Here is an 18,875-nt window from a genome sequence, read left to right as displayed (position 1 = left end):
CCTCAGCCCGTCGCGACGGCCAGGTGCTGGCGGGCGAAGGCGAGGGACTCGGTGAGGTCGGCGACCCGCTCCTCGACCGTGCCGCACCGGCGGGTGTTGATCTCCAGCACCACCGAGCCGTCGAACCCCTGCGCGGCCAGCAGCTCGAGCAGCTCGTCGGCCCGGGTGGTCCCGCGCCCCGGCACGAGGTGCTCGTCCTTGGCGCTCCCCCGCCCGTCGGTGAGGTGGACGTGCCGCAGCCGGTCGCCCATCCGCACCGCCATGTCGACCACGTCGGAGTGGGAGGTCGCCGCGTGGGAGAGGTCCAGGGTGGTGTGGGCGTAGTCGCCCAGGGAGACGTCCCAGTGCGGCATGTACATCTCCATCGTCCGGGGGCCACGCCGCCCGGTGCCGGTGCGCCAGGGATACATGTTCTCCACCGCGAAGTGGATCCCGGTCGAGGCCTCGAGGGCGGCGATCCCGTCCTCGAAGCCGGTCGCGTACTCCCGCTGCCAGCGGAAGGGCGGGTGGACCACCACCACCGGCGCCCCCAGCGCCTGGGCCATCCGCGCGGAGCGCTCGAGCTTGCCCCACGGCTCCAGCCCCCAGACCCGCTGGGTCCACAGCAGACAGGGTGCGTGGACGGCGCAGACCGGGATCCCGTGGTGCTCGGAGAGCTGGCGCACGGCGGCCGTCTGTTGGGAGATCGCGTCCATCCCGACCATCACCTCGACCGCGTCGTAGCCCAGCGCCGCGGCGTAGGAGAAGGCGTGGGCGGTCGACTCGGGGTAGACCGACGCGGAGGAGAGACCGATCGACGCCGTCACCTGACCCCCCTCAGTCCAGCACCGAGAGGCGGTCCAGGCGCTCCAGGATGACGCCCTCGCGGAGCGCCCACGGGCAGATCTCCAGCTCGGGAAGGTCGAAGATGTCCATCACGGCCTCGGCCACCAGGGCACCGGGAAGGATCTGGTGGGCCCGGCTCGGTGAGACGCCCGGCAGCTGCGCCAGCTCGGCGAGCGGGGCGGAGACCAGCTTGGGCAGCCACTGGGCGAGGTCGTCGCGGCGCAGCACCCGGGGCACCAGGTGGCCCTGCGCGGAGGGGGCCGCCCCGCAGATGCGGGCCAGCGAGCGGAACGTCTTGGAGGTGGCCGCCGCCCGGTGCGGGGCGCCGCCGCGGAGCAGGCCGCCGGCGTCGCGGGCGATCTGGGTGCGGATCCAGCGACGCAGCTCGCGCACGCTCTCCTCGTCGGCGCCGGGGCCGAGCCGGTCCCGGGCCAGCCGGGCCGCCCCCAGCGGCAGCGACCAGGCGACGTCGGGAGCCTCGTCGGGGCCGCCGGCGATCTCCAGCGAGCCGCCGCCGATGTCGAAGACCGCAAGCCGCCCGGCCGACCACCCGAACCAGCGGCGCACTGCGAGGAAGGTCAGCCGTGCCTCCTCCTCGCCGGAGAGGACGCTGATCCGGGTCCCGGTGGAGGCCTCGACCCGGTCGAGCACGGCGTCGGTGTTGACCGCCTCCCGGACCGCCGAGGTGGCGAACGCCAGGATCTCCTCGCAGCCCTTCTCCTCCGCGAAGACGATCGCGTGCCGGGTGAACTCGATGAGTGCCTCCACACCGGCCGGGCCGAGCGCGTCGGACTCGTCGAGGTGCTCGGCGAGGCGGAGCGGCTCCTTGAGGCTGAACGCGGGCAGCGGGGCGGCACCACCATGGGCGTCCACCACCAGCAGGTGGCCGGTGTTGGAGCCGATGTCGAGGACGCCGAGCCGCATGTCTCCAACGTACCCGTCGGGCGCGACGTAGGGTTCTCCTGTGTCAGAAGTCGACCTCGTCTTCCCCCGTGCGTACGTCGAGTTCGCGGACCCTGCCGACCCCGACCAGCTCTTCCGCTGCGACCTGACCTGGCTGACCTCGGCCTACACCTGCATCTTCGGCCGGGGCTGCCAGGGCATCTACGCCGACGCCCCGGACACCGGGTGCTGCACCCTGGGCGCGCACTTCAGCGACACCGACGACGAGCGGCGGGTGGCGGCGTACGTCGACCAGCTGACGCCGGAGCTGTGGCAGTTCCACCCCGGCCGCAAGGTCCGCAAGGGCGACTGGATCGAGGTCGAGGACGAGGGCGAGCGCAAGACCGCCACCCTGACGGTCGACGGCCAGCAGGCCTGCGTCTTCCACAACCGCAGCGACTTCGCGCCGCACACCGGTGCCGGGGGCGCCGGCTGCGCGCTGCACGGGCTGGCGCTGGCGCAGGGGCGCAACCCGCTGGAGACGAAGCCGGACGTCTGCTGGCAGCTGCCGATCCGGCGGACCTACCGCACCGTCGAGCGGCCCGACGGGACCTCCTACACCGAGGTCTCGATCAGCGAGTACGACCGCCGCGGCTGGGGGCCGGGCGGTCACGACCTGGACTGGTACTGCTCGGGGAACACCGAGGCCCACGTGGCGCTCGAGCCGCTCTTCGTGACCAGCGCCGCCGAGCTGGTGGAGCTGATGGGACGACCCGCCTACGACGAGCTGGTGCGGCACTGCGAGGCCCACCTGCGCTCCCGCTCGGCGCTGGCGCTGCACCCGGCCGACCCGCGCTGACCGCACGTCGCACCGGGACCGGTCGGGCCCCCGGAAGGCTCGACGTCAAGAGACCAGCACCCCGGTGAGGACGCCCGGACACGACGGTCCACAATGCTTGATATGCGCTTGGACCACATCTCATATGCCGCCGGACCGGACGGCTTGGCCGCGACGGCCGCGCGCATCGGGGGACTGCTGGGTCGTGAGTTCCTCGATGGCGGTGTGCACCCTCGTTTCGGCACCCGCAACATGATCCTGCCGCTCGCCGGCCGGACCTACCTCGAGATCGTCGAGGCCCTCGACCACCCCGCCTCCGACAAGGCGCCCTTCGGCCAGGCGGTCAAGGCCCGCTCCGCCGACGGCGGTGGCTGGCTCGGCTGGGTCGTCGCGGTCGACGACCTCGACGTGGTCGAGGAGCGCCTCGGCCGGGAGGCCGTGCCCGGCAACCGGCACCGCCCCGACGGCACCGAGCTGCGCTGGCTGCAGATCGGCGTCAACGGGCTCATCGGCGACCCCCAGCTGCCCTTCTTCATCAAGTGGCTCACCCCCGACCTGCACCCGAGCCAGGGGGCCGACGGCGCGTACTCGCTGGCCTGCCTGGAGATCGCCGGTGACCCGCAGCGGGTCAGCGAGTGGCTCGGGGAGCCGGTCGAGGCCCCGCTGGAGGACGTCAAGGTCGACTGGGTCGCACCCAACGGCACCCCCGGGCTGATGGCGGTCAACGTCCAGACCCCCACCGGCCTGGTCCGCATCTGACGGAGCCGGTCATCACCCGACCGCTCCGGCGGCACGGCGCCACGCCGAGCCCCAACATCTGGCACCACACCTCCACCTACGAGCTGGAGAACCACGCCTTCGACCCCGACCGACTGGTCGAGGCCGCGATGACGGAGGTGGCCGGCTGGCGCGCCCGCACCTTCCTCGACGTCGGCTGCGGCTCCGGCTTCCACCTGCCCCGCTGGGCCGAGCAGGCCGCCTCGGTGATCGGGGTGGAGCCGCACCCTCCGCTGGTCTCGCTCGCCCGACGGCGTACCCGGCGGATCCCCCACGTGAGCGTGCTCGCGGGCAGCGCGCAGGACCTGCCGCTGCCCGACGCGTCGGTCGACGTGGTGCAGGCCCGGTGGGCCTACTTCTTCGGGCCCGGCTGCGAGCCCGGCCTCGCCGAGCTGGACCGGGTGGTACGCCGCGGCGGCACCGCGTTCGTCGTCGACAACGACCCCACCCGCTCGACGTTCGGCCGCTGGTTCCGCCGCGGCTACCCCACCATCGACGCGGCCGAGGTGGAGCGGTTCTGGTCGGGGCGCGGCTGGAGCCGCACCCCGGTGCTGACCCGGTGGTCGTTCGCCGACGCCGCGGACCTGGCGGCGGTGGTGCGGATCGAGTTCGACGCGGCGACCGCGGAGGCGGTCCTGGCCGAGTGGCGCGCCGGCGGCTCACCCACCGAGGTCGACTACGCGGTCAACGTGTGGTGGCGGCACTACTGAGGCCGTGAACCGCCCGGCCAGGGTCAGCTCGAGCCGCGGCAGGCCAGGGTGGGGGTGAGCAGGACCCCGGTGTTGGCCTGGGGCGGCGTGCTGAGGACCCGGCGCAGCGCGGTCACCACCTCGACCGCCACCTCCTCCAGCGGCGGCCGCACCGAGGTGAGGCCGCCCGGCGCCACCTGGGCCACCTGGGAGTCGTCGAAACCGACCACGGCCACGTCGTGCCCGGCCACCAGGCCGCGCTCGGCGAGCAGGTGGAGCACCCCCATGGCGAGGGTGTCGGAGGCGCAGACGAAGGCGCTCGGGGACGCCTCGTCCAGCAGCACGGCGGCGGCCTCGCGCCCGCTGGCGACCGTGTCCTCCACCCGGGAGGCCAGCCCGCTGGTGGAGAGGCCGCGGACACGCATCGCCTGGACCCAGCCCGCGCGGCGGTCCTCGCCGATGAAGGAGTCCTTGCGCCACCCGATCCAGGCCACCCGGGAGTGGCCCCGGTCCAGGAGGTGGTCGGTGGCCAGCGCCGTCCCGGCGGCCCCGTCGACGTCGACCCACGCGTGGGTCGCCGCCGGATCCTCCCAGGGACGGCCGAAGGCCACGAACGGGGCTCGCTGCTGGGTGAGGAAGGCGGCCTGCGGGGCGCCCAGGTAGGTGTCGGTGACGACGAAGGCGTCCACCGCGGTCGAGCGGAGCAGGTCGTCGTAGGCCTGGAGCGGCTCGGTGTCGTCGTCGGAGAAGAGGAGGACGTGGTAGCCGGTGAGGGCCGCGGTCGCGACGAGCTTGTGCAGGAAGCGGTCCATCAGCGCGTTGGCGGTGCCCTCCTGGGCCGGGGTGAACCGCAGGCCCACCAGGTGGGAGTGCCTGGTCCGCAGGTTGCGCGCGGCCCGGTTGGGCGAGTAGCCGAGGTCCTGGATCGCCGTGCGCACCCGCAGGAGCGTCTCGGGACGCAGCAGGTGGGGGCTGTTGACCGCGTTGGAGACGGTCTGGCGGGAGACGCCGGCGCGCTCCGCGACGTCCGCCAGCGTGGGTGGGTTGACCGCCACCGTGCACCCCCTCCGACCGGTGCGGGACCGGCCTGCGGCCCGTCCTTGATCGATCCAAAGAGAGCATAGGCGCATACCTCCCCCTCGCGGCACCGTCGGCGGTGTCGGCGGCGTGGCCTAGCGTCTGCCCCATGAGCAAACAGGCCCGGACCCGCCCCGCGTACCGCTGCTCCGAGTGCGGGTGGGAGACCGGCAAGTGGGTGGGTCGCTGCGGCGAGTGCCAGGCGTGGGGCTCGGTCGCGGAGGCCGCGGCCGCCCCGGTCGGGCGCACCCAGGCGAGCGCGGTGACCACCGCGGCCGTGCCGATCGGCCAGGTCTCGGTGCTGGAGTCGGCGTTCCGCTCCAGCGGGGTGGCCGAGCTCGACCGGGTGCTCGGCGGCGGGCTCGTCCCGGGGGCCGCGATCCTGCTCGCCGGGGAGCCGGGGGTCGGCAAGTCCACCTTGCTGCTGGAGGTGGCCGCCCAGACCGCGCGGCACAAGCACCGCACCCTCTACATCACCGGCGAGGAGTCCGCCTCCCAGGTGCGGCTGCGCGCCGACCGCACCGACGCCGTCCACGACGAGCTCTACCTCGCCGCCGAGACCGACCTCGGCGCCGTCCTGAGCCACATCGAGCAGGTCAAGCCCACGCTGCTGGTGGTCGACTCGATCCAGACCATCGGCGCCTCCGGGCTCGAGGGCGTGCCCGGCGGCGTCACCCAGGTCAAGGAGGTGGCCGCGGCGCTGGTCCGGGTCGCCAAGACCCGCAACATCACCACCGTGATCGTCGGCCACGTCACCAAGGACGGCTCGATCGCCGGGCCGCGGGTGCTGGAGCACCTCGTCGATGTGGTGCTCCACTTCGAGGGCGACCGCAACTCGCGCTTCCGGATGGTGCGGGCGATGAAGAACCGCTTCGGCCCGGTCGACGAGGTCGGCTGCTTCGACCTCTCCGCGCAGGGCATCCGGGCGGTCACCGATCCCACCGGCCTCTTCGTCGAGCACCACTCCAAGCAGGTGCCGGGCACCTGCGTGGCGGTCACCATGGAGGGACGCCGTCCCCTGCTGGCCGAGGTGCAGGCCCTGGTCGCGCCCACGCCGGCCGAGCGCCCCCGGCGGACCACCTCGGGTGTCGACTCCTCACGGGTCTCGATGGTGCTGGCGGTGCTCCAGCAGCACTGCCAGATCCGGCTGCACAACATGGACGTCTTCGTCTCCACGGTGGGCGGCGCCCGGATCCACGAGCCGGCGAGCGACCTGGCCATCGCGGTCGCGCTGGCCGGGGCGACGTTCGGCATCGCGGCGCCGACCGGGGTGGTCGCGATGGGCGAGATCGGGCTGGCCGGCGAGCTGCGCCGGGTCCGCGACCTCCCCCAGCGACTCTCGGAGGCCGCGCGACTGGGGTTCAAGGTCGCCGTCGTGCCCAGCGAGCGCAACGCCCCGCCGGGCCCGCGGTCCCCCGAGTCCTGGACCGTGGACGGCATGCAGGTGCTCGACGTGGGCGACGTCGCCACGGCTCTGGGGCTGCTGCGGCTCACCAGGACCCGCGCCACCGCCCTGCGTCCCATAGACTGACGCGCGGAGCGCTGCAGCCACAGGCGTTTCAGTGGTGACGTGGTCCGTGATGGAGGGCGCCTTGGTCGGCATCGAGCGCAGCGACGAGAGCCTGCGCCTACGGGCGACGCTGGCCACGATCGCTCCCGGCACCCACCTGCGCGACGGACTCGAGCGGATCCTGCGCGGGCGCACCGGCGCGCTCATCGTGCTCGGTCACGACAAGCTCGTCGACTCCATCGCCAGCGGTGGCTTCACCCTCGACGTCCCCTTCACCGCCACCGGCCTGCGCGAGCTCGCCAAGATGGACGGCGCGATCATCATCGACAAGGACGTCTCGCGGATCCACCGCGCCGCCGTCCACCTGATGCCCGACCACACCATCTTCTCCGAGGAGACCGGCACCCGGCACCGCACCGCCGACCGGGTCGCCCGGCAGACCGGCTTCCCGGTCATCTCGGTCTCGCAGTCGATGCAGATCATCGCCGTCTACGTCGGCGAGACCCGCTACGTCCTGGAGGACTCGGGCCAGATCCTCTCCCGCGCCAACCAGGCGCTGGCCACCCTGGAGCGCTATAAGCTGCGTCTCGACGAGGTCTCCTCGACCCTCTCCGCGCTGGAGATCGAGGACCTCGTCACCGTGCGCGACGTCGCGGTGGTCGCCCAGCGGCTCGAGATGGTCACCCGCATTGCCCGCGAGATCGAGGACTACGTGCTCGAGCTCGGCACCGACGGCCGGCTGCTCTCCCTCCAGCTCGAGGAGCTGATCACCGGGGTCGACGCCGACCGCGAGCTGGTCATCCGCGACTACCTGCCGAGCGGGAAGACCACCTCGCCGGAGGCTCTCCTCGACGACCTCGGGCTGCTCTCCCCCACCGAGCTGGTCGACCCGGCCGCGGTGGCCAAGGCCCTCAGCCTCACCACCGGCGACCACCTCGACGGCGCGGTCGCCCCCCGTGGCTACCGCCTGCTCGCCAAGGTGCCCCGGCTGCCGAGCCCGGTCGTCGACCGCCTGGTCGAGCACTTCGGCGGGCTCCAGCAGCTGCTCTCCGCGGGGATCGACGACCTCCAGGTGGTGGACGGTGTCGGCGACCTCCGCGCCCGCAGCGTCCGCGAGGGACTCTCCCGGCTGGCCGAGTCGAGCATCCTCGAGCGCTACGTCTGAGCTCCGCCACGGCCGCCGCGCCGTGCGGTCCGATCAGTCGGCCGGCGTGGGCTCGACCGCGCCCGAGGGCTCGGGCGTCGCGGGGGTGGACTGAGCGGGCTTCTTCTTGGTCTTGTTCTTCTGGTTCTTGGTCTTCTTCTTGCTCTTCTTCGTCCCCGGGGCGGGCTCCGGCTCCGGGGCCCGGGTCGCGGTGATCGAGGCGCGCGTGCGCTCGAACTGCACCTCGGTCGGCTCGCCCTCGAACGCGGCCGCCATGACGTGGTAAAAGCCGGGCTGCGCCCAGTCGGTCGCCCGGGAGCACTCGGGATCCGAGCGGCGGCCGCTCCACACGAAGGGGACCGTGGTGTCGGTGGCCTGGTAGAGCACGACGTCCTGCGCCGGCAGCGAGCCGGGGCAGTGACTGCTGAACCAGTAGTCGTCGCTGCCCGAGCTGATCTTGATCGTCACCGTCTCGGCCGAGACCTGCCAGGTGCAGGCGGGAGTGGTCTGGGTGCGCAGCACCAGCGCCATGTCCACCTTCCCGTCCACGCGGGGCGCCCCGACGAGGGGGGTGACCACGACGTCGCCGTTGACGCACGGCCCGGTCGGGGTCGGCAGCGGCGGGGGCTCCGGCGTCGGCTCGGGGGTGGGCTCCGGGGTCGGCTCTGCGGTCGGCTCTGCGGTCGGCTCTGCGGTCGGCTCCTGCTTGCCGGCGCCCTTCTTGCCCGCGGGCTCGTCCACGGGAGCCTCCGGCGCGGCGGCGCCGTCGTCCTCGGGGGCCACCTCGGCTCCGGCGGTCGTGGCCTGCACGTCCGCCTCGGGCGTCTCGTCGCCGCGGCCGCCGAAGAGCCGCACGGCACCGAGGAGCAGGACGAGGACCGTCGAGAGCACCAGGAGCCGACGGAACCAGTACACCCGGGCGGGCAGCGGCCCCTTGGGTGCGGTCAGCGCAGACATGCCGGCACGCTATCGAGCCGGAGCGCCGAGTGGTGGGTGCCACACCGTACGGACCACGTTCTCACGGCGTTGCGTCTAGGCTTCCGCGCATGCGTGGTGATCTCTTCTCCCGCGTCCACGAGGAGGTCTCGTCACCCGAGGCGCTGGCGCTGCAGAACGGCTACCTCCTCAGGGCGACGCTGGGCCCTCCCGTGGTCGCGACCAAGGGGTCGATGGTGGCCTACCAGGGACAGGTGTCCTTCGAGCACAAGTCGGCGGGCTCCCTGGGCCGCTGGCTCAGACGTTCCGCCACCAGCGAGGACACCCCGTTGATGACGGTCTCCGGAGAGGGCCAGGTCTTCTTCGCCGACTCCGGGCGCCACGTCTTCCTGGTCGACCTCGAAGGACCGCACGACGCGCTGAGCGTCTCGGGAGCCAGCCTGCTGGCCTTCGAGTCCGCCCTCGACCACGACGTCCACCGGGTGAAGGGGGTCGGCATGGTGGCCGCCGGGGCCTTCAACACGCTCCTGCGCGGCCACGGCCGGGTGGCGCTGACCTGTCACGGCACCCCGCTCGTCCTGGACTGCAGCCGTCACCCGACGTACGTCGACGTCAACGCCGTCGTCTGCTGGTCCGCGGGCCTGCAGCCGACCGTGCAGAGCTCGATGAACCTCCGGTCGATGCTCCGTGGCGGCAGCGGCGAGGCGTTCCAGTACGTCTTCCACGGCCCCGGCTTCGTCGTCGTCCAGCCCTCGGAGGGCCCGCGGCAGGGGCCGGAGGACGGCGGCTCGAGCTCGGGCGGCTTCCTCGGCGACGTCCTCGGTGGTTGAGCCGATCCACGGCGTGCTGCACGCCCGCCTGCTGGGCTGGTACGACGAGCACGCCCGCGACCTGCCCTGGCGTCGCCCCGAGGCCTCGCCGTGGTCGGTGATGGTCTCGGAGTTCATGCTCCAGCAGACGCCGGTCGCCCGGGTGCTGCCGGTCCACGCCGCCTGGCTGGCGCGGTGGCCCACCCCGGCTGCCCTGGCCCAGGACTCGGTCGGGGAGGCGCTGCGGGCCTGGGGACGGCTGGGCTATCCGCGGCGGGCGCTGCGCCTGCACGCCGCGGCGACCGCTCTCGTCGACGACCACGCCGGGGAGGTGCCCTCCACCGCCGACGCGCTGCGGGCGCTGCCGGGGGTCGGCGACTACACCGCGGCGGCCATCGCCGCCTTCGCGTTCGGGCGTCGGACCGCGGTGCTCGACACCAACGTGCGGCGCGTGCACCACCGGGTGCTGCGCGGCGTCGAGTTCCCGCCGGACGCGGTCCGGGCCCACGAGCGGCGCGACGCCGCGGGACTGCTCCCCGAGGACCCGGCCACCGCCGCCACCTGGTCGGTGGCCGTGATGGAGCTGGGCGCGCTCGTCTGCACCGCCCGCAACCCGCGGTGCGACTCCTGCCCGGTGGCCGACCTGTGCGCCTGGCGCGCGGCCGGCTACCCGGCGTACGACGGCCCCCCGCGACGCGGCCAGACCTGGGACGGCACGGACCGGCAGTGCCGCGGCCGGATCATGGCCGTCCTCCGGGAGACCGAGGGTCCCGTGCACCGCAGCAGCATCGAGCCGGCCTGGCCGGACCCGGTCCAGCGGGAGCGCTGCCTGGCCGGCCTGGTCGCCGACGGGTTGGCCGTCGCGACGTCGCCGACCACCTACGCGCTGCCCTGACGGGGTCGGTGGGGCGGGCGGCCCCAGAACGCAGCCATCCCGGCCGCCCACGAGGGGCGGCCGGGATGGCGTGGAACGGGACTCAGTCCTCCGCGCGGGGGACGTCCACCGGGCCGGCGGAGTCGTCGGGACCCTCGATCGGGGCGACCCCGGTGTCGGCGGTCTCGAGCGGGGGCATGTCGGGCAGCGCGTTGACCTTCTGGCCGTGGAACGTGAAGGTCGCGGACGGCCCTTCGCCCTCGACGTCGACCAGGATGATCTGGCCGGGGCCGACCTCGCCGAAGAGCATCTTCTCGGCCAGGGTGTCCTCGATCTCCCGCTGCACCGTGCGACGCAGCGGCCGGGCACCGAGCACCGGGTCGAAGCCCCGGACGGCGAGCAGCTGCTTGGCGGCGGGCGTGAGCTCGAGCTGCATGTCCCGGTCGCGCAGACGCAGCTCGACGGCGGCGATCATGTTGTCGACCATCGAGACGATCTGCGCCTGCGAGAGCGGCGGGAAGACGATGATCTCGTCGACACGGTTGAGGAACTCGGGCCGGAAGTGCTGCTTGAGCTCGTCGGCGACCTTGCTCTTCATCCGGTCGTAGGAGCCCGCCGCGTCGCCGACCTGGGCGAAGCCCAGGTTGACCGACTTGGCGATGTCCCGGGTGCCGAGGTTGGTCGTCATGATGATGACGGTGTTCTTGAAGTCGACGACCCGGCCCTGGGAGTCGGTCAGGCGACCTTCCTCCAGGATCTGGAGCAGCGAGTTGAAGATGTCCGGGTGCGCCTTCTCGACCTCGTCGAAGAGGACCACCGAGAACGGCTTGCGCCGCACCTTCTCGGTCAGCTGACCACCCTCCTCGTAGCCCACGTAGCCCGGAGGCGAGCCGAAGAGCCGCGAGACGGTGTGCTTCTCGGAGAACTCGCTCATGTCGAGCTGGATCAGGGAGTCCTCGTCGCCGAAGAGGAAGTCGGCCAGCGTCTTGGAGAGCCACGTCTTGCCGACGCCCGAGGGCCCGGCGAAGATGAACGAGCCGCCAGGACGCTTGGGGTCCTTCAGGCCGGCACGGGTACGCCGGATGGCACGGGAGAGCGCCTTGACGGCCTCCTCCTGCCCGATGACCCGCTTGTGGAGCTCCTCCTCCATGTTGAGCAGGCGGGTGGACTCCGCCTCGGAGAGCTTGACGATCGGGATGCCGGTCGCGACCGCCAGGACCTCGGCGATGAGCTCCTCGTCGACCTCGGCGATCTCGTCCATGTCCCCCGCGCGCCACTGCTTCTCACGCTCGGACTTCTTGGCGATGAGCTGCTTCTCCTCGTCGCGCAGGCGGGCCGCGGCCTCGAAGTCCTGCCCGTCGATCGCCGCCTCCTTGCGCTCGCGGACCTCGCCGATCTGGTCGTCGAAGGCACGCAGGTCCGGCGGCGCCGTCATCCGGCGGATCCGCAGGCGCGAGCCCGCCTCGTCGATCAGGTCGATCGCCTTGTCCGGCAGGAAGCGGTCGGAGATGTAGCGGTCGGCCAGGGTCGCCGCGGAGACCAGGGCCTCGTCGGTGATGGTGACCCGGTGGTGGGCCTCGTAGCGGTCGCGCAGCCCCTTGAGCATCTCGATCGTGTGCGCGATCGACGGCTCGGCGACCTGGATGGGCTGGAAGCGGCGCTCGAGCGCGGCGTCCTTCTCCAGGTACTTGCGGTACTCGTCGAGCGTGGTGGCACCGATGGTCTGCAGCTCGCCGCGGGCCAGCATCGGCTTGAGGATGCTGGCGGCGTCGATCGCGCCCTCGGCGGCACCGGCACCCACCAGGGTGTGGATCTCGTCGATGAAGAGCACGATGTCGCCGCGGGTGCGGATCTCCTTGAGCACCTTCTTGAGGCGCTCCTCGAAGTCACCGCGGTAGCGGCTGCCCGCCACCAGCGCACCCAGGTCGAGGGTGTAGATCTGCTTGTCCTTGAGCGTCTCGGGGACGTTGCCCTTGACGATGTCCTGGGCCAGGCCCTCGACGATCGTCGTCTTTCCGACGCCGGGCTCGCCGATCAGCACCGGGTTGTTCTTCGTGCGGCGGGAGAGGATCTGCATGACCCGCTCGATCTCCTGCTCGCGCCCGATGACCGGGTCGAGCTTGCCCTCGCGGGCCGCCTGGGTCAGGTTGCGCCCGAACTGGTCGAGCACCAGCGACGAGGACGGCGCCTCGCTCCCGCTGGCGCCGGGGCCGGCCGCGGCACCCGCCGCCTCCTTGCCCTGGAAGCCCGAGAGCAGCTGGATGACCTGCTGGCGGACCCGGTTGAGGTCGGCGCCGAGCTTCTGGAGCACCTGCGCGGCGACGCCCTCGCCCTCCCGGATCAGCCCGAGCAGGATGTGCTCGGTGCCGATGTAGGAGTGGCCGAGCTGGAGCGCCTCGCGCAGCGAGAGCTCGAGGACCTTCTTGGCGCGCGGGGTGAAGGGGATGTGACCGGACGGCGCCTGCTGGCCCTGGCCGATGATCTCCTCGACCTGGGCGCGCACGGCCTCCAGCGAGATGTCGAGGGACTCGAGCGCCTTGGCCGCGACACCCTCGCCCTCGTGGATCAGCCCGAGCAGGATGTGCTCGGTACCGATGTAGTTGTGGGAGAGCATGCGGGCCTCTTCCTGGGCCAGCACGACAACTCGTCGGGCTCGGTCGGTGAACCGCTCGAACATGTGCGCCTCGATTCTCAGCAGTGTGCACAGGTGGTACGTCGTGTGTCCCCCTCGCGACGTACCGACCAGGGTCGGGGCAGCGGGGGTGCGGACACGAGTTCCAACTCTCCCGACAGCCTACGTGTTCCCGGTGACCGACCCCACGCGGTCCGCTGACAGCGAACAGGGCGGGTCGGCGGGACTCCCCTCAGTGCGCGGCGTCGTAGGCCCGGCGGACCTCGGCCGGCACCCGGCCCCGCTCGGAGAGCTCGAAGCCGTTGTCACGGGCCCAGGCGCGGACGTCGGCGGCGCTCGGGCCACCGGCGGAGCCGCTGGTCGAGCCGGACGAGCGCCGGGCACCGCCGCGACGACCACCGGACGCCTTGCGGGCGTGGCCCACGTAGCCGCTCAGCGCCTCACGCAGGGCCGCGGCGTTGTCGTCGTTGAGATCGATCTCGTAGGAGGTGCCGTCCAAGGCGAAGCTGACCGTCTCGGTCGCCTCGCTGCCGTCGAGGTCGTCGACCAGCACGATGTTCACCTTTTGAGCCACAGGATTCAATTCCTTACTTCTGGTCGGAGCAACCCCACCACCTTGCCACACGGAATATTGCCGCGACAATTCCCCCGGCAAAAAGGATGTACTCACTTTTTGGGGATTGCGCCGCACGCGACCACGGTGAATTCTCCGGCCTTCGGCCGAGTTACTGGCAATTGCGTTCGTGCACCATCCGCAGACCCTGGATCGTCAGCCACGGCGCGTGCGCGGTGAAGCAGTGGCTCTCCCCCAGCACCAGGGGTGCCAGGTGCCCGGTGGCGATGACCCGCACCTGCGCCGGGTCGGCGCCGAGCTCGGCGACCATCCGGGACACCATGCCCTCGACCTGGGCGGCGACCCCGAAGAGCATCCCCGACTGGAGCGCCTCCACCGTGTTCTTGGCGATCACCTGCCGGGGGCGCTTGAGCTCGACCTTGCGCAGCTGGGCGCCGCGACGCCCCAGCGCCTCCAGGGAGATCTCGATGCCGGGGGCGATGGCGCCGCCGACGTAGGCGTTCTGGTCGTTGACCACGTCGAAAGTGGTGGCGGTCCCGAAGTCGACGACGATCGCCGGCCCGCCATAGATCCTGGCCGCGGCGAGGGCATTGACGATGCGGTCCGCGCCCACCTCCCGCGGATTGTCCATCAGCACCGGGATTCCGGTGCGCACGCCGGGCTCGACGATGACCGAGGAAAGGTCGGAGAAATATGTGGCGAGCATTTCCCGCCATTCCGCCAGCACCGCCGGCACGGTCGCGCAGACCGCGATCCCCGACAGCCGCGACCCGTGCTCGGTGTCGGCGAGCAGCCCGCGCACCAGCACCGCCCACTCGTCGCTGGTGCGCCGCTCGTCGGTGGCGACCCGCCAGTGGGCCACCACCTCCTCCCCCACCAGGAGACCGAGCACCGTGCTGCTGTTGCCGATGTCGGCCGCCAGCAGGGCGCTCATGCCAGGTCCATCCCGAGGTCGAAGACCGTCACCGAGTGGGTCAGCGCCCCCACCGAGATGTAGTCGACCCCGGTCTCGGCGACCTCCCGGGCGCGCGCCAGGGTCAGCCCGCCGGAGGCCTCCAGCTCGACCGCGGCGGCCCGCGGGTGCCGGTCGCGCAACCGCACCGCCTCGGCCATCGTCGCGGTCTCCATGTTGTCGAGCAGCACGCGGTCGCAGCCGGCGTCGAGGAGCTCGGCGAGCTGGCCGAGGTCGGTGACCTCCACCTCCACCGGCAGACCGGGGAACGCCTCGCGGACCGCCTCGAGCGCCGGCACGACGCCCCCGGCGGCCACCACGTGGTTGTCCTTGACCATCGCCATGTCGGTCAGGCTGAAGCGGTGGTTGACCCCGCCGCCGCAGCGCACGGCGTACTTCTGCAGGGCCCGCCAGCCCGGCAGCGTCTTGCGGGTGTCGAGCACCCTGGCCCGGGTCCCGTGGAGCGCCTCGACCCAGCGCGCGGTGCCGGTGGCCACCCCGGAGAGGTGGCTGGCGAAGTTGAGGGCGGTCCGCTCCGCGGTCAGCAGGCCCCGGGTGGGCCCGCTGACCGTCATCACCCGGTCACCCGCGGCCACCCGGGCGCCGTCCGGCAGCCGGTCGGTGACCTGCACGTCGTCGCCCATCACCACGGCGAAGACGGCCGCCGCGACCCCCAGCCCGGAGACCACGCCGGGCTCCCGGGCGTGGAAGCCGGCGGTGCCCTGCTGGTCGGCCGGGATCGTGGCGACGCTGGTGGTGTCCACCCCGTCGTCGGGCAGGTCCTCCTCCAGACCCGCCAGGATCAGCCGGCACACCGCCTCCGGGTCGAGGCCGGCGACCCAGAGCTCGCCGGCGAGGTCGTCGGGAAGGGCGGCGTACGACGGACTCATGCGGTGCTCCCTGACGCGAGGGTGGGCGGGTGGGCGTCGGTGGGGTCGGTGGAGGGCGACGGGGACCACCGGGAGTCGATCTCGCCGTCCTCGAGCCAGGCGTCGACGTGGCCGGCGACGCGCGGGTCGCGGTCGGGGTGGTCCTCGCGCCAGTGGGAGCCGCGGGTCTCGGTGCGCAGCAGCGCGGCGTGGGCCAGGGCGGCGCTGACGGTGAGCAGGTTGGTCGTCTCCCACGCGTCGACGCCCGGGGCCGCGGGCTCCCGCACGCCGGCCTCCGCCAGCGCGGCGAGGTCGGCGAGCGCCTCACGCAGCCCGTCGTCGTGGCGCAGCACCCCGACGTGGCGGGTCATCAGCTCCTGGAGCGGGCGGCGTGCCGCCCCCGGGACCAGCCAGCCGTCCTCGCTGCGGCGGTCGGCGTTCGGCTCGGCCCAGGGGCGGAGCTCACCGGGGAGCACCTCGGCGATCCGCCGCGAGAAGACCAGGCCCTCCAGCAGCGAGTTGGAGGCCAGCCGGTTGGCCCCGTGCACCCCCGAGCAGGCGACCTCGCCGGTCGCGTAGAGGCCGGGGACCGTCGTGCGGCCGTCCAGGTCGGTGGCCACGCCCCCGGAGGCGTAGTGCTGGGCCGGCGAGACCGGGATCGGCTCGGTGACCGGGTCGACCCCGTGGGAGCGGCAGACGCTGAGGATGGTGGGGAACCGGTGCTCCCACAACGCCGCACCCAGGTGGCGGGCGTCCAGCCACATGTGCGGCCGCCCGGTCTCCAGCATCCGGCGGGTGAGGGCCTTGGCCACCACGTCGCGGGGTGCCAGGTCGGCCAGCTCGTGGACCCCCTCCATCACCCGTCGCCCCTCCCAGTCGACCAGGAAGGCGCCCTCGCCGCGGACCGCCTCGGAGATCAGCGGCTGCTGGCCCTGGGAGTCGGGCCCCAGGTACATCACCGTGGGGTGGAACTGGACGAACTCGAGGTCACGCACCACCGCGCCCGCCCGCATCGCCAGCGCCATGCCGTCCCCGGTCGCGACCGCCGGGTTGGTGGACTGGGAGAAGACCTGGCCGAGGCCGCCGCTGGCGAGGACCACCGCGCGCGCGTGCACCGCCCCCACCCCGTCGCGCTGGCCCTCGCCGAGCACGTGGAGGGTGAGCCCGGCGACGCCGCCGTCCTCGGCGAGCAGCAGGTCGACGGCGAGGGCGTGCTGCACCACCTCGATCTGCGGGGCGCGCTCGACGGCGGCGATCAGGGCGCGCTGGATCTCGGCCCCGGTGGCGTCGCCGCCGGCGTGCGCGATCCGGTCGCGCAGGTGCCCGCCCTCACGGGTCAGGCTCAGCTCCCCGTCGGGATGGTGGTCGAACTCAGTGCCCAGCGCGATCAGCTCGTGCACGGCGGCCGGGCCCTCGGTGACCAGGGTCCGGACCGCCTCCACGTCGCAGGCACCCGCGCCGGCCACCAGGGTGTCGTGCTCGTGCTGCTCGGGGGTGTCACCGGGGCCGAGCGCCGCGGCGATGCCGCCCTGCGCCCACTGGGTCGACCCGGCGTCCAGGACGTCCTTGGTCACCACCAGGACCTTGAGGCCGGGATCGGCCGCGTCGATGCGCAGCGCGGCGGTCAGGCCGGCGATCCCCGAGCCCACGACCACCACGTCGGCACGGGTGGTCCACCCCGGCGCCGGCGCGACGAGACGGGCCGGGACCCCGGGGGCCGCCAGGTGCTGGACCACCTACTCAGCGACCGATCAGGTCGCCGCGCTTCAGCGAGGGGTCGCCGAAGGTCTCCGCCGGGTCGAAGCCGGTGGCGAGGATCTTGTTCTCCCCGTCGACGAAGACGACCGCCGGCTGGTACTCCTTGGCCTCGGCCGTCTCCATCTGGCCGTAGCCGATCAGGATGACCACGTCGCCGGGGTGGACCAGGCGGGCGGCGGCACCGTTGATGCCGATCACCCCCGAGCCTCGCTCGCCGGCGATCGTGTAGGTCTCCAGCCGGGCGCCGTTGGTGACGTCGACGATGTGGACGAGCTCGCCGGAGAGCAGGTCGGCCGCGTCCAGCAGGTCCTCGTCGACGGTGACCGAGCCCACGTAGTGCAGGTCGGCCTGGGTCACGGTGGCCCGGTGGATCTTGCTCTTCATCATGGTGCGCAGCATCAGCGTTCTCCTTCGGTGGCGCGCGGCTCCCGGCGGAGGCCGAGAGTCAGGGGCAGGTTGTCGATCAGCCGCGTGGAGCCCACGCGCGCGGCGATGAGGATCCTGGCCGGGGTGCCCTCGGGCAGCACGCCGGTCAGGGGGGTCAGCTCGGGGGTGCGCAGCTCGAGGTAGTCCAGGTCGACGCCGTGGGACTCCCGCAGCTCGGCACGGGCGGCCTCCAGGGCGACGTCGGGCCCCCAGCAGGCGGCCTCGTCGGCCGCCGCCAGCACCCGGTGGAGGGCGGCGGCGCGGAACCGCTGCTCGGGGTCGAGGTAGCGGTTGCGGCTGCTCAGCGCCAGGCCGTCGGGCTCGCGGACGGTCTCGGCCCCGACCACCTCGACGCCCAGGCAGAGGTTGGCGGCCATCTGCCGCACCAGCACCAGCTGCTGGTAGTCCTTCTCGCCGAAGACCGCCACGTCGGGGCGGACCAGCCCGAGGAGCTTGGCGACCACCGTGAGCACCCCACGGAAGTGAGTGGGCCGGGTGACCCCCTCGAGCTCCTGGGCCAGCGGACCCGGGTCGACGGTGATCTGCTCGTCGGTGTGGCCTGCGCGCACCCCACCGGGGTAGACCTCCTCGGCCCGCGGCGCGAAGACCACGTCGGCCCCCTCGGCCGCGCAGAGTGCCAGGTCCGCCTCGAGGGTGCGCGGGTAGCGGTCCAGGTCCTCCCCGGGCGCGAACTGGAGCGGGTTGACGAAGATGCTGACCACCACGTGGCCCTGGGGTCCGACCCGGCGTCGCGCCTCGCGGACCAGGCTCGCGTGCCCCTCGTGCAGGGCGCCCATCGTCGGCACCAGGGCGACCCGGGCAGGCCCCGCCGGCCGGCCGAGAAGCCCGGTGAGCTCCTCGCGGCTCTGCGCGAGGTGGACGTCGCCGTTCATCGGGCCGGACGACCCTCGTCGGTGCGCAGCAGCCCGGTCACCTCGACCCCGCGGGCCGCGGCGTCGAGCAGCTCGAGGATCCTGGCGGCGCGGATCGGCAGCACGCGGCCGTCGGTCACCACCCGGCCGAGCGTGGCGCGACCGAGCGCGACGTACGACGGCACCGTCTGGGGTGCGTTGGCCTGCAGGTCGACCAGGTGGGCCGCCACCGTCTGCACGTCGCCGCGCACGATGGGACCGGTCAGCGCCGCGTCGCCGTGGTCCAGCGCGTTGTCCAGGGCAGCGGAGAGCAGGGGGCGCAGGATCGCCGCCGGCTGGTCGGCGCCGGAGGCGGCCAGCATCTCCATCGCCTCGGTCACCAGCGTGACCAGGTGGTTGGAGCCGTGGGCCAGCCCGGCGTGGTAGAGGGT

At 73.0% G+C, this 18,875-nt stretch carries 19 protein-coding genes; 7 read left to right on the top strand and 12 right to left on the bottom strand.

Annotated features, from left to right (window positions below):
* Window positions 1-2 precede the first annotated feature (2 nt).
* Both AC3X7R_RS04255 and AC3X7R_RS04250 read right to left on the bottom strand, forming a co-directional pair.
* On the bottom strand, window positions 3-806 hold the full coding sequence (locus AC3X7R_RS04255; RefSeq protein WP_489964328.1) for a sugar phosphate isomerase/epimerase family protein: 804 nt from the start codon (window positions 804-806) through the stop codon (window positions 3-5).
* Window positions 807-816: 10 nt separating this feature from the next.
* Window positions 817-1,749 carry a Ppx/GppA family phosphatase gene (locus AC3X7R_RS04250; RefSeq protein ID WP_489964327.1) on the bottom strand — a complete coding sequence of 311 codons (933 nt, stop codon included), beginning with the start codon at window positions 1,747-1,749 and terminating at the stop codon, window positions 817-819.
* Window positions 1,750-1,789: 40 nt separating this feature from the next.
* Between AC3X7R_RS04250 and AC3X7R_RS04245 the strand changes: the two genes are divergently transcribed.
* From AC3X7R_RS04245 to AC3X7R_RS04235, 3 genes are all read left to right on the top strand, one after another.
* Window positions 1,790-2,566, top strand: coding sequence for a DUF3109 family protein (locus AC3X7R_RS04245; RefSeq protein WP_489964326.1), 777 nt, complete (start codon window positions 1,790-1,792; stop codon window positions 2,564-2,566).
* 102 nt (window positions 2,567-2,668) lie between these two features.
* Window positions 2,669-3,304 carry a VOC family protein gene (locus tag AC3X7R_RS04240; protein WP_489964325.1) on the top strand — a complete coding sequence of 212 codons (636 nt, stop codon included), beginning with the start codon at window positions 2,669-2,671 and terminating at the stop codon, window positions 3,302-3,304.
* 128 nt (window positions 3,305-3,432) lie between these two features.
* Complete coding sequence (locus AC3X7R_RS04235; protein ID WP_489964324.1) at window positions 3,433-4,032, top strand: class I SAM-dependent methyltransferase; 600 nt, start codon at window positions 3,433-3,435, stop codon at window positions 4,030-4,032.
* 23 nt (window positions 4,033-4,055) lie between these two features.
* On the opposite strand, the gene AC3X7R_RS04230 is transcribed toward AC3X7R_RS04235, so the two are convergent.
* Window positions 4,056-5,066, bottom strand: coding sequence for a LacI family DNA-binding transcriptional regulator (locus tag AC3X7R_RS04230; RefSeq protein ID WP_489964323.1), 1,011 nt, complete (start codon window positions 5,064-5,066; stop codon window positions 4,056-4,058).
* Between the two features lie 131 nt (window positions 5,067-5,197).
* On the opposite strand from AC3X7R_RS04230, the gene radA reads away from it, so the two are divergent.
* Together radA and disA are read left to right on the top strand one after the other, a co-directional pair.
* A complete protein-coding gene (radA, locus tag AC3X7R_RS04225; RefSeq protein WP_489964322.1) occupies window positions 5,198-6,619 on the top strand; it encodes a DNA repair protein RadA in 1,422 nt (473 codons plus the stop codon).
* Window positions 6,620-6,668: 49 nt separating this feature from the next.
* The gene (gene disA, locus AC3X7R_RS04220) at window positions 6,669-7,763 is read left to right on the top strand and encodes a DNA integrity scanning diadenylate cyclase DisA (RefSeq protein ID WP_489965125.1); all 1,095 of its coding nucleotides are present in this window, start codon (window positions 6,669-6,671) and stop codon (window positions 7,761-7,763) included.
* A 33-nt stretch (window positions 7,764-7,796) separates the two neighbouring features.
* Here the strand turns inward: disA and AC3X7R_RS04215 are convergent, their stop codons facing one another.
* Window positions 7,797-8,699, bottom strand: a complete 903-nt coding sequence (locus tag AC3X7R_RS04215) for a hypothetical protein (RefSeq protein WP_489964321.1) — start codon at window positions 8,697-8,699, stop codon at window positions 7,797-7,799.
* Window positions 8,700-8,788: 89 nt separating this feature from the next.
* On the opposite strand from AC3X7R_RS04215, the gene AC3X7R_RS04210 reads away from it, so the two are divergent.
* Window positions 8,789-9,508: an AIM24 family protein gene (locus AC3X7R_RS04210; RefSeq protein ID WP_489964320.1), complete on the top strand. Its 720-nt coding sequence runs from the start codon at window positions 8,789-8,791 to the stop codon at window positions 9,506-9,508.
* A complete protein-coding gene (locus AC3X7R_RS04205; protein ID WP_489964319.1) occupies window positions 9,501-10,382 on the top strand; it encodes an HhH-GPD family protein in 882 nt (293 codons plus the stop codon). Before AC3X7R_RS04210 ends, AC3X7R_RS04205 begins: the two co-directional genes overlap by 8 nt.
* Before the next feature lie 82 nt (window positions 10,383-10,464).
* On the opposite strand, the gene AC3X7R_RS04200 is transcribed toward AC3X7R_RS04205, so the two are convergent.
* The 8 genes from AC3X7R_RS04200 to AC3X7R_RS04165 all read right to left on the bottom strand — a co-directional run.
* The gene (locus AC3X7R_RS04200; protein WP_489964318.1) at window positions 10,465-13,038 is read right to left on the bottom strand and encodes an ATP-dependent Clp protease ATP-binding subunit; all 2,574 of its coding nucleotides are present in this window, start codon (window positions 13,036-13,038) and stop codon (window positions 10,465-10,467) included.
* A gap of 187 nt (window positions 13,039-13,225) precedes the next feature.
* A complete protein-coding gene (locus AC3X7R_RS04195; protein WP_489964317.1) occupies window positions 13,226-13,567 on the bottom strand; it encodes a histone-like nucleoid-structuring protein Lsr2 in 342 nt (113 codons plus the stop codon).
* Window positions 13,568-13,718: 151 nt separating this feature from the next.
* Window positions 13,719-14,501 (bottom strand): type III pantothenate kinase, encoded by a 783-nt coding sequence (locus tag AC3X7R_RS04190; RefSeq protein WP_489964316.1) that lies wholly within the window; start codon window positions 14,499-14,501, stop codon window positions 13,719-13,721.
* Window positions 14,498-15,409, bottom strand: coding sequence for a carboxylating nicotinate-nucleotide diphosphorylase (gene nadC / locus AC3X7R_RS04185; protein WP_489964315.1), 912 nt, complete (start codon window positions 15,407-15,409; stop codon window positions 14,498-14,500). Before nadC ends, AC3X7R_RS04190 begins: the two co-directional genes overlap by 4 nt.
* Window positions 15,406-17,124: an L-aspartate oxidase gene (locus AC3X7R_RS04180; protein ID WP_489964314.1), complete on the bottom strand. Its 1,719-nt coding sequence runs from the start codon at window positions 17,122-17,124 to the stop codon at window positions 15,406-15,408. The genes nadC and AC3X7R_RS04180 overlap by 4 nt, the downstream gene beginning before the upstream one ends.
* A 4-nt stretch (window positions 17,125-17,128) precedes the next feature.
* Entirely contained in the window at window positions 17,129-17,545 is a 417-nt protein-coding gene (panD, locus tag AC3X7R_RS04175; RefSeq protein WP_489964313.1) for an aspartate 1-decarboxylase, read from the bottom strand.
* The gene (gene panC / locus AC3X7R_RS04170; protein WP_489964312.1) at window positions 17,545-18,465 is read right to left on the bottom strand and encodes a pantoate--beta-alanine ligase; all 921 of its coding nucleotides are present in this window, start codon (window positions 18,463-18,465) and stop codon (window positions 17,545-17,547) included. The genes panD and panC overlap by 1 nt, the downstream gene beginning before the upstream one ends.
* Window positions 18,462-18,875: DUF2520 domain-containing protein (locus AC3X7R_RS04165; RefSeq protein ID WP_489964311.1), on the bottom strand; the 414-nt coding region annotated here is incomplete at its 5' end. The genes panC and AC3X7R_RS04165, both read right to left, overlap by 4 nt.

It is taken from the genome of Nocardioides sp. Z22_16, from assembly GCF_058134365.1.
The sequence above is the reverse complement of the archived record's forward strand: the minus strand, read 5'-3'. Positions and strand labels throughout refer to the sequence as shown.